The organism is Ruegeria sp. S263 (assembly GCF_056780525.1).
This window is the reverse complement of record NZ_CM165558.1, coordinates 2,442,026-2,454,859: the sequence shown is the minus strand read 5'-3', so window position 1 is coordinate 2,454,859 and position 12,834 is coordinate 2,442,026. Positions and strand designations below refer to the sequence as shown.

At 57.9% G+C, this 12,834-nt stretch carries 13 protein-coding genes; 7 read left to right on the top strand and 6 right to left on the bottom strand.

What is annotated here, in order from left to right; genetic code table 11:
- Nucleotides 1-72: 72 nt before the first annotated feature.
- The 6 genes from rpiA (at nt 73) to ACT2B1_RS12195 (ending at nt 6,262) form a co-directional block, all read left to right on the top strand.
- Nucleotides 73-858: a ribose-5-phosphate isomerase RpiA gene (gene rpiA, locus ACT2B1_RS12220; protein ID WP_481667839.1), complete on the top strand. Its 786-nt coding sequence runs from the start codon at nt 73-75 to the stop codon at nt 856-858.
- 133 nt (nt 859-991) lie between these two features.
- Entirely contained in the window at nt 992-2,350 is a 1,359-nt protein-coding gene (gor, locus tag ACT2B1_RS12215) for a glutathione-disulfide reductase (RefSeq protein WP_171239477.1), read from the top strand.
- Between the two features lie 72 nt (nt 2,351-2,422).
- Nucleotides 2,423-3,568: an FtsH protease activity modulator HflK gene (hflK, locus tag ACT2B1_RS12210; RefSeq protein ID WP_171122806.1), complete on the top strand. Its 1,146-nt coding sequence runs from the start codon at nt 2,423-2,425 to the stop codon at nt 3,566-3,568.
- Nucleotides 3,568-4,446: a protease modulator HflC gene (gene hflC, locus ACT2B1_RS12205; protein ID WP_481667838.1), complete on the top strand. Its 879-nt coding sequence runs from the start codon at nt 3,568-3,570 to the stop codon at nt 4,444-4,446. Before hflK ends, hflC begins: the two co-directional genes overlap by 1 nt.
- Nucleotides 4,446-4,640: a DUF2065 domain-containing protein gene (locus ACT2B1_RS12200; protein ID WP_170482677.1), complete on the top strand. Its 195-nt coding sequence runs from the start codon at nt 4,446-4,448 to the stop codon at nt 4,638-4,640. Before hflC ends, ACT2B1_RS12200 begins: the two co-directional genes overlap by 1 nt.
- Before the next feature lie 92 nt (nt 4,641-4,732).
- Nucleotides 4,733-6,262 (top strand): Do family serine endopeptidase, encoded by a 1,530-nt coding sequence (locus tag ACT2B1_RS12195; protein WP_171121054.1) that lies wholly within the window; start codon nt 4,733-4,735, stop codon nt 6,260-6,262.
- Between the two features lie 215 nt (nt 6,263-6,477).
- Here the strand turns inward: ACT2B1_RS12195 and ACT2B1_RS12190 are convergent, their stop codons facing one another.
- From ACT2B1_RS12190 to ACT2B1_RS12170, 5 genes are all read right to left on the bottom strand, one after another.
- Nucleotides 6,478-7,146 (bottom strand): Crp/Fnr family transcriptional regulator, encoded by a 669-nt coding sequence (locus ACT2B1_RS12190; RefSeq protein WP_171121056.1) that lies wholly within the window; start codon nt 7,144-7,146, stop codon nt 6,478-6,480.
- A 138-nt stretch (nt 7,147-7,284) separates the two neighbouring features.
- Nucleotides 7,285-7,890 carry an inner membrane-spanning protein YciB gene (locus tag ACT2B1_RS12185; RefSeq protein ID WP_481667837.1) on the bottom strand — a complete coding sequence of 202 codons (606 nt, stop codon included), beginning with the start codon at nt 7,888-7,890 and terminating at the stop codon, nt 7,285-7,287.
- Between the two features lie 16 nt (nt 7,891-7,906).
- Nucleotides 7,907-8,809 carry an EamA family transporter gene (locus tag ACT2B1_RS12180; protein WP_481667836.1) on the bottom strand — a complete coding sequence of 301 codons (903 nt, stop codon included), beginning with the start codon at nt 8,807-8,809 and terminating at the stop codon, nt 7,907-7,909.
- A 90-nt stretch (nt 8,810-8,899) separates the two neighbouring features.
- Complete coding sequence (gene ftsY / locus ACT2B1_RS12175; RefSeq protein WP_171122814.1) at nt 8,900-10,042, bottom strand: signal recognition particle-docking protein FtsY; 1,143 nt, start codon at nt 10,040-10,042, stop codon at nt 8,900-8,902.
- 58 nt (nt 10,043-10,100) lie between these two features.
- Complete coding sequence (locus ACT2B1_RS12170; RefSeq protein WP_481667835.1) at nt 10,101-10,736, bottom strand: lysoplasmalogenase family protein; 636 nt, start codon at nt 10,734-10,736, stop codon at nt 10,101-10,103.
- A gap of 136 nt (nt 10,737-10,872) precedes the next feature.
- Here ACT2B1_RS12170 and ACT2B1_RS12165 point away from each other — a divergent pair, with 136 nt between their 5' ends.
- Nucleotides 10,873-11,268 (top strand): hypothetical protein, encoded by a 396-nt coding sequence (locus tag ACT2B1_RS12165; protein ID WP_254449141.1) that lies wholly within the window; start codon nt 10,873-10,875, stop codon nt 11,266-11,268.
- A gap of 8 nt (nt 11,269-11,276) precedes the next feature.
- Here the strand turns inward: ACT2B1_RS12165 and xseA are convergent, their stop codons facing one another.
- Nucleotides 11,277-12,770 carry an exodeoxyribonuclease VII large subunit gene (gene xseA, locus ACT2B1_RS12160; RefSeq protein ID WP_171239473.1) on the bottom strand — a complete coding sequence of 498 codons (1,494 nt, stop codon included), beginning with the start codon at nt 12,768-12,770 and terminating at the stop codon, nt 11,277-11,279.
- Nucleotides 12,771-12,834: the final 64 nt, after the last annotated feature.

Here is a 12,834-nt window from a genome sequence, read left to right as displayed (position 1 = left end):
ATGTTTTATTCGCTCTCGCAGTCGCCGCAGGCATTCCGTATAAGTCCGGCAGCAAAATAAGGATTTACGGCGATGATCGGAGAGTTGTCACCCATCGACAAAGCCAAATATGTCGCCGCGCGCCGCGCGGCTGACATGGTGCAGGACGGAATGCGCGTCGGGCTTGGCACCGGGTCAACTGCCGACTGGATGGTGCGCCGTTTGGGGGAACGGGCGCAGCAAGAAGACCTGAAGATCAAGGGTGTGCCAACTTCGACCCGCACGGCGCAACTGGCCCGTGAGGTCGGGATTAACGTTGTCTCTCTGGATCAGGCTGGATGGCTGGATATCACCATTGATGGCGCGGATGAGTTTGACGGCGAACTGAACCTCATCAAAGGCGGTGGCGGAGCGCTGCTGCAGGAAAAGATCGTCGCCACAGCCAGTGATCAGATGGTCGTGATCGCAGATGCCGGCAAAGAGGTTGAAACGCTGGGCGCGTTTCCACTACCGATCGAAGTCATTCCATTCGGCTGGCAGACAACACGCACTTTGATCGAAGAAGTGCTGGATACGATGGATGTGTTGGGCACCTCGACCGCGTTGCGCATGATCGGGCAAGCACCGTATGTGACTGACGAAGGCAACCGCATTCTGGATCTGCACCTTCAGCGTATTGGGAATGTGCGGCAGTTGGCATTGGTCTTGAACCAGGTCCCCGGTGTGGTTGAGAACGGATTGTTCGTGGATATCTGTGACCAGATCGTGATCGGTTATGGGGATGGCCGTGTCGAAGTGCGCGATATCAACGAAGGGACAACCGAAGTGGATCAGCCCACTGAAGGCGGAGAAAACCTGTTCGCGGATCTTGCGGATTAACAAGGTGGTGAAGCTGAACTTTGCGCGAACGCGAATAGCTCAGCGAACTTTCTGAAACATCAAGGGTTGGCAGTTTGGTAATCGACCCCAGATACTCAACGAATTTTGGCTTGAAAGAACAAGGGAACTCAGGATGAGCTTTGACTATGATCTGTTTGTCATCGGCGGAGGCTCGGGCGGGGTCCGCGCGGCGCGCGTTGCAGCCGGGGAAACCGGGGCAAAAGTCGCACTTGCAGAAGAAGACCGTTATGGCGGTACATGTGTCATCCGGGGATGCGTGCCCAAGAAACTGATGGTGTTTGCCAGCGAATTCTCGGGCACGGTCGAAGACGCGCAGGCGTATTGCTGGGACATTCAGCCCGGTGCATTCAACTGGAACACCTTTCACGGCAAGCTGGTTGCCGAACTTGACCGGCTCGAAGGTATTTATCGTAATATCCTGAAGAACAACGGCGTCGAAAGCTTTGACCAGCGCGCTCATGTAGTTGATCCGCATACTGTCGAGTTGGCGGACGGAACGCGCAAGACCGCCAAGCATATCCTGATCGCCACTGGTGGCCGCCCGGTTGTGCCGGATTTTCCGGGGTCGGACCTGGCGATCACATCGAACGAGATTTTCCATCTGGAGAAGCTGCCCGAAAGCATCCTGATTGTCGGAGGCGGCTATATCGCCAGTGAATTTGCCGGGATCATGAACGGGTTGGGCGTGAAAACCACTCAGTTTTATCGGGGTGCGCAAATCCTGCGGGGCTTTGACGAAGAAGCCCGTGGCCTGATCTGCGAAGAAATGCGCCAGAACGGCATCGACGTCCGTTTGGGGACCAACGTGCTTGAGATGACCAAAGAGGGCGAGCAGATCCGTGTGAAAGCCACTGACGGTACCGAGGACCGGTTCGATGTGGTCATGTACGCAACGGGCCGTGCCCCAAATGCCGACGATCTTGGACTTGAAGCGCTGGGCGTTGCGCGCGGACGCAAGGGTGAAATCGTCGTTGATGAATACAGCCAGACCGCTGTGCCCTCGATCTATGCCATTGGGGATGTGACTGACCGGGTGAACCTGACGCCGGTAGCGATTCGCGAAGGCATGGCGTTTGTTGAAACGGTCTTCCGGGGCAATCCGACCCCGGTAGATCATGAGCTGATCCCAACGGCGATCTTCACACAACCTGAAATGGGAACCGTCGGCCTAAGTGAAGAAGAGGCTGCCGCACAGGAGCCAATCGAGGTTTATGCCACGTCGTTCAAACCCATGCAGAAGGCTTTTGCAGGTGGAACGCAGCGGGTTTTGATGAAGCTGATCGTCAGTCAGGAAACCCGTAAGGTGCTGGGCTGTCATATCGTGGCACCGGGCGCGGGCGAGATGATCCAGCTTGCAGGTATCGCCGTTAAAATGGGCGCCACCAAAGAAGATTTCGACCGCACCGTCGCCGTTCACCCGGTCATGGCAGAAGAGCTGGTGACAATGCGGCAACCTGTACGCACTGCTTGATTTGCAACTGCGCGCACACAAGTTACAAGGGAACCCGTGATCACACGGTCCAACACAAGGGAATATATACATATGGCGGGCAACAGCGGCGGCCCCTGGGGGGGCGGAGGCTCTTCGGGTGGCGGAGGAAATCGGGGTAACAACGGGAACGGGCAACGCCCGCCAGAAGGCGACGGCCCGCAGATCCCCGAGATCGACGAATTGATGAAAAAAGGTCAGGAACAACTGCGCGTCCTTATGGGCGGTCGCGGTGGTTCAGGCCGGGGCGGAAACGGGCAGGGCTCTGGCGGGGGCGGTCCCATTTTCACCAAGGGAACCGTTTTGATCGGCGTGGTCGTTGCGGCGGTTCTTTGGGGTGCGGCCAGTTTTTATACCGTCAAACCCGAAGAACAGTCGGTTGAACTGTTTTTGGGTGAGTTTTCAGCCGTCGGTAATCCGGGTCTGAACTTTGCGCCTTGGCCCTTTGTTACGGCTGAGGTTATCCCGGTAACGCGCGAACAAACCGAAGATATGGGCGGTACGCGCGGAAGCGATGATGGCCTGATGCTGACCGGCGACGAAAACGTGGTCGACATCGACTATCAGGTCGTCTGGAACATCAGCGACCCGGCCAGGTTCCTCTTTAACCTGCGTGACCCGCGCCAGACGATCCGCGCCGTGTCGGAATCGGCCATGCGCGAGATTATTGCGCAAAGCGAGCTGGCACCGATCCTGAACCGTGACCGTGGTGTCATTGCCGAACGCCTGCAGGAACTGATTCAGACAACGATGGACAGCTACGATTCGGGCGTGAACATCATCCGCGTCAACTTTGACAAGGCCGACCCGCCGCAGGACGTGATCGCCGCCTTCCGTGACGTTCAGGCCGCCGCGCAGGAACGTGACCGTTTGCAGAACGTGGCCGACGCCTATGCCAACCGCGTTCTTGCCGAAGCACGTGGTGAAGCCGCGCAGGTTCTGGAAGAGGCCGAAGCCTATCGCGCGCAGCAGATCAACAGCGCACAAGGTGAAGCCAGCCGCTTTAGCGCGGTTCTGGAGGAATATTCCAAAGCTCCGGACGTGACGCGCAAGCGTCTGTATCTGGAACGGATGGAACAGGTGCTTGGCGACGTGGACAAGATCATTCTGGACGAAAACTCGACCGGTCAGGGGCAGGGCGTCGTGCCTTACCTGCCGCTCAATGAGTTGCGCCGCAATCAGGCTGAGGAGAGCAACTGATGCGTAAATCACCCCTTATCCTCATTGCCTTGGTGATCATTGGCGTTGTTGGTCTGTCTTCGATTTTCATCGTGGATGAACGTGAACGCGCGCTGGTCCTTCAGTTCGGTCGCGTGGTCGCCGTCAAAGAAGAACCCGGACTGGCGTTCAAAATCCCGTTGATTCAGGACGTTGTCCGCTATGACGACCGCATCCTTTCGATCGACGTGCAACCGCTGGAGGTCACGCCTCTGGATGATCGTCGTCTGGTCGTTGATGCCTTTGCCCGCTACCGGATTTCCGATCTGGAACAGTTCCGTCAAGCCGTTGGTGTCGGCGGCATTCCGGTCGCCGAAGATCGTCTGGACCGTATCCTGCGCGCCGAAACGCGTGAGGTTCTGGGTTCGGTGTCGTCCCGCGACATCCTGAGCTCGGACCGTGCGGCGCTGATGCTGCGTATCCGCAACAGTGCGATTGCTGAAGCCCGTGCGCTGGGCGTGAACGTGATCGACGTGCGCCTGAAGGCGACCGATCTGCCGCAGGCCAACCTTGAGGCGACATTCGACCGGATGAAGGCCGAGCGTGAGCGTGAAGCGACGGACGAACGCGCCCGTGGTAACGAGGCGGCGCAGCGTGTGCGCGCGCAAGCTGATCGTACCGTGGTCGAACTGGTCTCGGACGCCAACCGCGAGGCAGAGATCATCCGCGGTGAAGCTGACGCTGAACGTAACGCGATCTTCGCCGAAGCATTTGGCAAAGACCCAGAGTTCTTTGAATTCTATCGGTCTCTGTCCGCTTATGAGCGCGCGTTGGGCGGCAGCAACAGTTCGATGGTTCTGAGCCCGGATTCAGAGTTCTTTAACTATCTGAAGTCACCAACAGGGCGGGCATCCCAGTAATGGGTATGATCCTTCTGGCCCTCGGGCTGGTACTGATTGTCGAGGGGCTGGCCTATGCGCTGGCCCCTTCGCTTATTGAACGGATGCTGGAAGCATTACGATCGCTGCCTGAACAGGCGCGACGACTGGCGGGGCTGCTTTGCGTGGTCAGCGGCTTTATCCTGCTTTGGGGCGCGTATCAGGTCGGGTTTTAGTGCCGTGGTTTCAATTGCAGGTGATTTCCCCGCGATCCTCAGTTGCGGGCCTGATTAAACCGACTACATTGGTTGCCAAGAGGGAGGCGTTCATGCGCGATCCCGCAGAATTGACGACAAGGAGTACCCAAGTGCAGGCACAAGCGCGCAGTATTTCCGTCCGAGCGGACGACAGGGTTGGTTTTTTGCGGCTGATGTGGCTGGCATTTGCGGGGATGTTGATAATCCTGGCGCAGACATCGGCAGCATTTGCGCGCGGGGAAAGCCTTGCGCCGTTGGCCGAAAAGATCAGCCCGGCGGTGGTGAACATCACAACCTCGACCCTGATCGAAAATCAGACCGGGCCGCAGGGCATCGTTCCCGAAGGGTCGCCCTTCGAAGATTTTTTCCGCGAGTTTCAGGACCGGGGCAATAATGGCGAGAACGCCCCGCGACGCAGTAATGCGCTTGGGTCGGGGTTCGTGATTTCAGAGGATGGTTACATCGTCACCAACAACCACGTGATCGCCGAAGCGGATGAGATTCTGATCGAATTCTTTCCGGGTGACGGGCAGCCCAAGAAGGAATTGCCTGCAAAGGTAATTGGCACGGACGAAAAAACCGATATTGCGCTGCTCAAGGTCGAGGCGACGGGGCCGCTGCAATATGTCAAATTTGGCGATAGCGACGTGGCCCGCGTAGGCGATTGGGTGATCGCGATGGGCAATCCGTTGGGGCAGGGATTTTCGGTTTCGGCCGGGATCGTGTCGGCCCGCAACCGTGCGCTGAGCGGATCTTATGACGACTACATTCAGACCGATGCGGCGATTAACCGAGGTAACTCGGGCGGGCCGTTGTTCAACATGGACGGCGAAGTGATCGGTGTGAATACGGCCATCCTGTCGCCCAATGGTGGTTCGATCGGGATTGGGTTTTCGATGGCATCGAATGTTGTCGTTAAGGTTGTGGACCAACTGCGTGAGTTCGGTGAGACCCGCCGCGGCTGGCTGGGTGTGCGCATTCAAGACGTGACCGAGGATATGGCCGAAGCCATGGGACTGGACAAACCGGGTGGCGCTTTGATCAGCGATGTGCCGGACGGGCCGGCAAAAGACGCCGGTTTGTTGGCTGGTGACGTGATCCTCAGCTTCGATGGGGTCGAGGTCGAGGATACGCGCGGCCTTGTCCGTCAGGTTGGCGAAACCACAGTTGGCAAGTCGGTTCGCGTGGTCGTACACCGGGATGGTGGAACGCAGACTGTTCTGGTGACACTCGGACGGCGTGAGGACGCTGAGCGGTCTGAGGACGGCGAGGAAGAAACGTCAGAAGCGCCAGTTGAGGAAAATGCCGACATACTGGGTCTTACGATCTCGCCTTTGACGGATGAGATGCGTACCGACATGGGCTTGGATGAAAACGCCGAAGGTTTGGTTGTAACTCAGGTTGACGAAGCCTCGGAGGCCTACGCAAAGGGATTGCGCTCGGGTGACCTCATTACCGAGGCTGGCCAGCAAAAGGTCACTTCGGTCGAAGATCTGGAAGCACGGATGGACGAAGCGCGAGAGGCTGGGCGGAAATCCCTGCTGCTTTTGGTGCGCCGTGGCGGTGACCCGCGATTTGTGGCTCTAAGCTTGGAAGAGTGAAATTCGGGTCTACCTGAATGAATGGGCCGGGGCGTTTGCTCCGGCCTTTTTTCTGTTCTGCAAAGAAGTGAGCCACACGCCGGGGAAGGCGCGTGGCTCTGATACAGGGAGAGGTCAGTGGACAGATATCGGGGATGATTCTCTGACCTCCTACGGTAACAATTACGAAGATAGTCTTAACGCAGCCGGTCGTATGTGAAGCAGGTCACAACGGATCAGATCAGATCGGATTCCGCCAATTCGCGCAGGGCTTCGAAGTCATGGATCATCAGACCGCCGCGTGATGCCTCGACCACGTTATCGCGCTTCCAGGTCGAGATTGTTTTGGATACGGCTTCCCGTGTCGCGCCAACGAACTCGGCCAGTTCGCTCTGCGACAGGGTGATCCGTTTGGCAGGGTCGTCCTGAAGGCCGGACAGGTGCAGCAGCTTACGCGCCAAACGGATGGGCATTGGCAGAAAGACCTGCTCATTCATTTGCGATCCCATCCAACGCATACGCAATCCCGCAAGGCGGATCAAATCGACCGCAAGATCGGGATGCTGACGGATTTGGTTCATTACGTCGCTGCGCCGGACGCGTAGAACACGGGACGGTTCAGCAGCCGCAATCGTGGCGGTGCGCGGTCCGTTGTCGAACAGGGCGATTTCACCGAAGATTTCGCCCGGCTTCATCAGGCTCAATGACAGTTTTCGACCACTCATGGCCAGAAAGGACACTTCCAATGTGCCCTCAGTGAGGGCGTAAAGTGAGTCACCTTCGTCACCTTGTTCAAACAGGGTCTCACCCTGTTCAAGCGAAATTTCTGTCGCCTGGGCAGAAAGCATGGCCCTGAGCCTGTCAGACGCCTCGGCCAAAAAGCCGCTGTTTGGGATGGCCGTCATGTGGATGTGGTGCTCCGGCTGCCAATGGTGAGTGGTCCCACAACTTTCCACAGCTATGACGTTTAGCCAAGGATTTTATGCGAATTCCGAAAGTTGGCTGTGCGTTGGCGCTCCACAGGACCGGTTCGACCACCCGGTTTACTGATGATCGGGGTCGTCCATATAGCTTTGTAGCATGCTGAACTGAAGCATGAGAAAGACCATCAACGCGATCGGAAACCCGAACGTTTCGATCTTGACCCAAAGGTCGGTGGACATCGTGCGCCAGACCAATTCGTTGGCCACGGCTAGAACTGCAAAACACCCGCACAGTCGGCGCGTGAGGATCATCCAGCCCTCGTTGCGCATGGGAAGCATTTCATCGAGAACATAGGCGAGATAGGATTTACCCTGCAGCAATCCGATGCCAAGGATGATCGAAAATAACCCGTAGACCAGCGTGGTTTTCATCTTGAAAAACCGTTCGTCATTGAACCAGGCTGTCAGGCCGCCGAAGAAAATGACCATGAACGCGGTGAATATCTGCATCCGGCTGAGTTTCCCGGTCAGGTACCATAGCACGGCCATTGCAGACAGCATCAGGGGCACGAAGATGATGGTCGCGACGATGAACCCGGAATATTCAGTTCCGGCAAGCTCGAAACTGTCATCCCGCAAGCGTAGGTAGATGAAGAAAAAGGCCAGCGGAGGGCCAAGTTCCAGCACCTGTTTTAGAAATGGATTGATTTCTTTCTTGCCAGTCATGTCAGTTTCCTGCTGTTTACCCGCCCATTTCAACTATTACGGCGCCCAACGCAATCAATGCCATCAAAGCGATCCGCCTTGGCCCAACGGTTTCTTTCAGAATCAGCCAGCCGATCAGGGCAGCAAAGACGGTCGAGGTTTCGCGCAGAACGGCAGCCTCGCCAACTTTGTCCAATCGCGTTGCCAGCATGATAGAGCCAAAGGACAGCGGGGCAATGATGCCGCCAGCCAAACCGCGCAGCATCAAGGGGCCGATCGCGGGCCGGTTGACCATCGCACGCCATCTCAGGAAGGCGTAAATGGGCATGGTGGCGCCGTCGATCATGAAGAACCAGGCCAAAAAGGTGAAAGGGTCGGCGGTCGCGCGTATGCCATAAGCGTCATAGGTTGTGTAAAGCGCTACGAACAATCCGGTGGCGATTGCCAGCGCCAGGGCGATCCCAAGCGTTTCGCGGTTGGTTTCGAGAAAGCGGAAGTTGTAGGCCGCCAGTCCGAATATGCCGGCCAGCAAAACCGCGACACCCAGCCATTGGATGCCGGTAAAAGTCTCCCCGAACAGCAGGTAGGCGCCGATAACGGTGAACAAGGGGCCGGTTCCACGGACGACCGGGTAAACGACGGTGTAGGAGCCTTTGGTATAAGCCATAGCCTGTAGCGTTTTGTAGACGATGTAAATCAGCCACACGACGGCGAAGATGGGCCACATGTAGGGCTCTGGCCACGGCACGACGAAAAAGGCAAAGGGCGCTGCCATCAGGCAGTAACACGCGTCGATGGCTCCACGGGACAGCCAGGGATCGTGACGACCCTTCTGCAATGCTCCGAAAGCCGCGTGAAGGAACGCCGCCATCAATGCCAATCCCAGCGCGAGCTGATGGCCTGCTTCGGTGCCTTCGAGTGAGATCAGCCAGTCGCTCAAGTGTCAGATCTTTGCGTTGGGAGGAGAGGGTGGGGGGCTGTCTGCCCCCCACACCCCCCGAGGATATTTTTAGCCAGATGAAGCGGCGGATCAGCTTTGGTCAAGGCCGGTGAGGGCGGCGGCGAATTCTTCAGGGTCGAAGGGGGCAAGGTCGTCGATCTGTTCCCCGACGCCGATCGCGTGGATCGGCAGACCAAATTTGTCCGCGAGCGCCACCAGAACGCCGCCTTTGGCCGTGCCGTCCAATTTGGTCATCACAAGACCCGAGACATCGGCCAGCTTGCGAAATGTCTCGACCTGACTGAGGGCATTTTGTCCGGTGGTCGCGTCCAGCACCAAAAGGGTGTTATGCGGAGCGGTTTCGTCGACCTTGCGGATGACGCGGACGATTTTGGCGAGCTCTTCCATCAAATCGGCGCGGTTTTGCAGGCGGCCAGCGGTGTCGATCATCAGCAGGTCTGCTCCGTCCTCTTGCGCGCGCGTGAGGGCATCGAATGCGAGAGAGGCGGGGTCGGATCCTTCGGGCGCTGTAAGGACGGGCACGCCGGCACGTTCGCCCCAGACTTGAAGCTGTTCGACCGCCGCAGCCCGGAATGTGTCGCCCGCTGCAATTACGACCTTTTTGCCTGCAGCTTTGAACTGGCTTGCGAGTTTGCCGATTGTTGTGGTCTTTCCGGATCCGTTCACGCCGACCACAAGCACCACCTGAGGGCGCTTGGGGTAGATCGGCAGCGGTTTGGCGACAGGCTCCATCACGCGGGAAACTTCCTGTGCCAGTAGCTGTTTGATTTCCTGTGTTGAAAGTTTGCGGCCCAAACGCCCTTCGGCCATGTTGGAGGTGACGCGCAATGCGGTGTCTACACCCATGTCCGAGGCGATCAACAGCTCTTCGAGTTGTTCCAGCATGTCGTCGTCAAGCGTGCGGCGAATAACGGTTTTTGCCTCGTTTCGGCTGAACATCCGCGCCAGAACACCTTTGGACGGTGCGGCCTCAGGTGGCGGGGGGGCTGGCATTGGGTCTGCCGGAACTGGTTCAGGGGTTTCAACAGGCTGTGGTTGAGGCTGTGGCTGCGGAACTTCAGGTACGGGTTCTGGCTGCGGCTCTGGCTCGGGGATGACAGGGTCAGGGGCTGTTGTTTCTTCGCCGCCATCTTCGATGATGGCGTCCAACCCCTGTTCGAGTCGGGACGAGGATTTGAACAGCTTGTCCTTGAGCTTTGAGAAAAACGCCATTTTTGGTCTCCGCAGATGTTCCTCTCACCTAATGCGGATTTGAACCAGTTGCAAAGGGTCACAGAAAGGCAATCAGCAACCCGGCCTGAGCGCCCCAGTACAATATCCACACCATGTAAGGCGTGAGGCGGAGGCTTGGATGATTTTGGGGCAGCAGGAACTTTTCCGTCGCTAGGATCAGGTCGGACGCGATAAAGGCCAACGCTGCGGGCAACGCCCAACGCAAAGGGCCGATGTCGGGCACTGCCAAAACGGTAAGACCCATACCGAGGATAATCGGGATATATCCAAGAACGGGCACCTTTAACTCTCCGGCGCGGGGGGCGAGCAAGGTTACGGCAACGATGCCTAATATAATCAACGACCAGAAGAAGCCGGGCCTGTCGAAGATAAGCGCTGTTTCGCTGGACGGATGGGACAGAAACAAAGCGATATAGGCCAAGTGTCCGGCAGCAAAAGCACCGATGCCGGCCATGAATGTGGCGTCGGAGTCCCGAGACAGTAATGCGTCGCCGACCGCGCAGAGAGCCAGAGCTGTGGTCAGCAACAGTGGCGCGCCCTGTCGGGCTGCGATAAGCGCAAGTATGGCAACCGACAGCGTCTTTAGGACTGACCTTAGCCCACTTGCGGGTTTCGGTGACATCGGCAGATACACAAGCGCGCAGGCTGCGGCGATCAGAAACAGGGCGGTCATTTGGCGGCTCTCCCGTAATATGGTTTTTTGAACAGCGTCGCCGGGAACTCGGCATTACCTCAACCTGTTACGTTGGGTAAGTCGTGCGTTGCGCGCAGAGTTGGCGTTGCCGCACCACATCTGCGAAGATGATCATATGCTGAGGTCTATCGCGATTCTGATGGTAATGTCCGGTCCGGCTGTGGGCGCGGAGCCTGGTCTTTCGGGATCGGAATTTGATGCATACACACGCGGGAAAACTCTGTTCTACGGGTTTCAGGGGCAGGTTTACGGGGTTGAACGTTACCTGCCAAACCGCAGAGTTATATGGTCTTTTTTGGATGGGGACTGCAAGGAAGGTGTTTGGTACGAGCAAAGCGGCCAGATATGTTTCCTGTACGAGGATCGTCTGGATCCGCAATGCTGGTTGTTCACGGATTCGGGGAGCGGCTTGATCGCTCAGTTTGAAGGGAACCCGGACAGAACCGAGCTGTATGAAGCCGATGAGATCGACGAGGAAATGGTCTGCCACGGCCCCGACGTCGGCGTTTAGCGCGCCCCTTAAAATAGCGATCCCTGGTCCGGAGTATCCTTTGATGGCGTTTTCTTCTGCGATGGACGTGACGGGTTTGCCTGACCTGTACTTAGCACACCGTCCGCGAACTCGATCTCGAAGGAAGCGTGCTTTCCAGCCTGTTCTTTGGTCGTCAGGACCTGACCTTCTGCGCGCACCACTGCGTAGCCCCTTTCTAACGTCGCTTTGTAGCTGAGTGTTTCGCGCAGACGGTCCGTCGCCTCAAGATTCTGGCGCATCCGGTCGAGACGTGCGGTCTGCGCGCCGCTCAGGCGTTCCGCCAGTCGGGTGACGTTATTTCGCTGCGCTTCGATCTCGCGCTGGATTGGCCGCAGGGACAGCCGGGAAGACAGGTTGCGAACGGCCTCTTGCCGCGCCGCCACCAGATTGCGCAGCGTGGCCGGACGCAGATGTGCAGAGATCTCAACGACACGCAAACGCCGGTTCTGAACACTTCGGTCAAGCGCGGGTGCCAGCCTATCTGCAACAAGATCAAGACGTTGGCGTGGAATGTTCAACAAGGTATCCGGTCGTGGCAAGGCCCGGGACAGATCGCGCAAACGCTGGGCGCGGCGTTGAACCGCGTCTGTGGCCGAACGGGAAAGACGCGCGCCTTGTTCTCCGGTCCAGGCCAACAGTTCCATACGAACGGGAACCGCCAGTTCCGCTGCGGCCGTCGGCGTGGGTGCGCGTCGGTCAGAAACGAAGTCGATCAGTGTTGTATCTGTTTCGTGCCCCACGGCCGAAATCAGTGGAATATCCGAGGCGGCGGCGGCGCGCGCGACGATTTCTTCGTTAAAGCCCCACAGGTCTTCGATCGACCCACCGCCACGGGCGACAATGATCAGATCGGGGCGCGGCAGGGCGCCTCCGGGGGTCATTCGGTTGAATCCCTGAATGGCGTTCGCCACTTCGGGTGCGCAGTTTGATCCCTGTACGGCCACCGGCCAGATCAGCACCTTGCGCGGAAACCGGTCGCGCAGACGGTGTAGGATATCGCGGATCACAGCGCCTGATGGGGATGTCGCAACGCCGATGATCTGCGGCAGGTAGGGCAGAACCTTCTTGCGCTCTGGCGCGAATAGCCCTTCGGCCTCAAGCTGTTTCTTGCGTTTTTCCAGCAGCGCCATCAGGGCACCTTGTCCGGCGACCGCGACCTCATCGACATTCAGGTTGTACTTGGATTGTGCACCGAAAGCTGTGAGGCGACCGGTTACAACAACCTCAAGCCCTTCTTCCGGCACCACGGACAAGCCCGAGATTTGGCCCTTCCACGTGGTGCACGCCAGCACGTTTCGGTCATCCTTGATGTCGTAATACAGATGGCCCGAGCGCGCTTTGAACACGCGTCCGACCTCGCCGCGCACACGGATTCGGCCAAACGCGCCTTCAAGCGTGCGCTTAACCTCTCCTGAAATGTCCGAAACGCTGTATTCGGGGGTGTTTTGGCCGGGAATGGGGTCGTCAAGCAGGTCGGACATTTCAGCGCCTTGTGTCAAATGCCTGCCCAGCTTAGAACGCGCGGAAGGCGAGGCCAAGCAGATC

What these genes read in the sequence shown, in the direction of transcription:
- ACT2B1_RS12185 (WP_481667837.1), bottom strand. Translation starts at nt 7,890, where the DNA reads ATGACTGGCAAGAAAGAAATCAATCCATTTCTAAAACAGGTGCTGGAA.
- ftsY (WP_171122814.1), bottom strand. Translation starts at nt 10,042, where the DNA reads ATGGCGTTTTTCTCAAAGCTCAAGGACAAGCTGTTCAAATCCTCGTCC.
- hflC (WP_481667838.1), top strand. Translation starts at nt 3,568, where the DNA reads ATGCGTAAATCACCCCTTATCCTCATTGCCTTGGTGATCATTGGCGTT.
- rpiA (WP_481667839.1), top strand. Translation starts at nt 73, where the DNA reads ATGATCGGAGAGTTGTCACCCATCGACAAAGCCAAATATGTCGCCGCG.
- xseA (WP_171239473.1), bottom strand. Translation starts at nt 12,770, where the DNA reads ATGTCCGACCTGCTTGACGACCCCATTCCCGGCCAAAACACCCCCGAA.
- gor (WP_171239477.1), top strand. Translation starts at nt 992, where the DNA reads ATGAGCTTTGACTATGATCTGTTTGTCATCGGCGGAGGCTCGGGCGGG.
- ACT2B1_RS12190 (WP_171121056.1), bottom strand. Translation starts at nt 7,146, where the DNA reads ATGACGGCCATCCCAAACAGCGGCTTTTTGGCCGAGGCGTCTGACAGG.
- ACT2B1_RS12195 (WP_171121054.1), top strand. Translation starts at nt 4,733, where the DNA reads ATGCGCGATCCCGCAGAATTGACGACAAGGAGTACCCAAGTGCAGGCA.
- ACT2B1_RS12170 (WP_481667835.1), bottom strand. Translation starts at nt 10,736, where the DNA reads ATGACCGCCCTGTTTCTGATCGCCGCAGCCTGCGCGCTTGTGTATCTG.
- ACT2B1_RS12200 (WP_170482677.1), top strand. Translation starts at nt 4,446, where the DNA reads ATGGGTATGATCCTTCTGGCCCTCGGGCTGGTACTGATTGTCGAGGGG.
- ACT2B1_RS12165 (WP_254449141.1), top strand. Translation starts at nt 10,873, where the DNA reads ATGCTGAGGTCTATCGCGATTCTGATGGTAATGTCCGGTCCGGCTGTG.
- hflK (WP_171122806.1), top strand. Translation starts at nt 2,423, where the DNA reads ATGGCGGGCAACAGCGGCGGCCCCTGGGGGGGCGGAGGCTCTTCGGGT.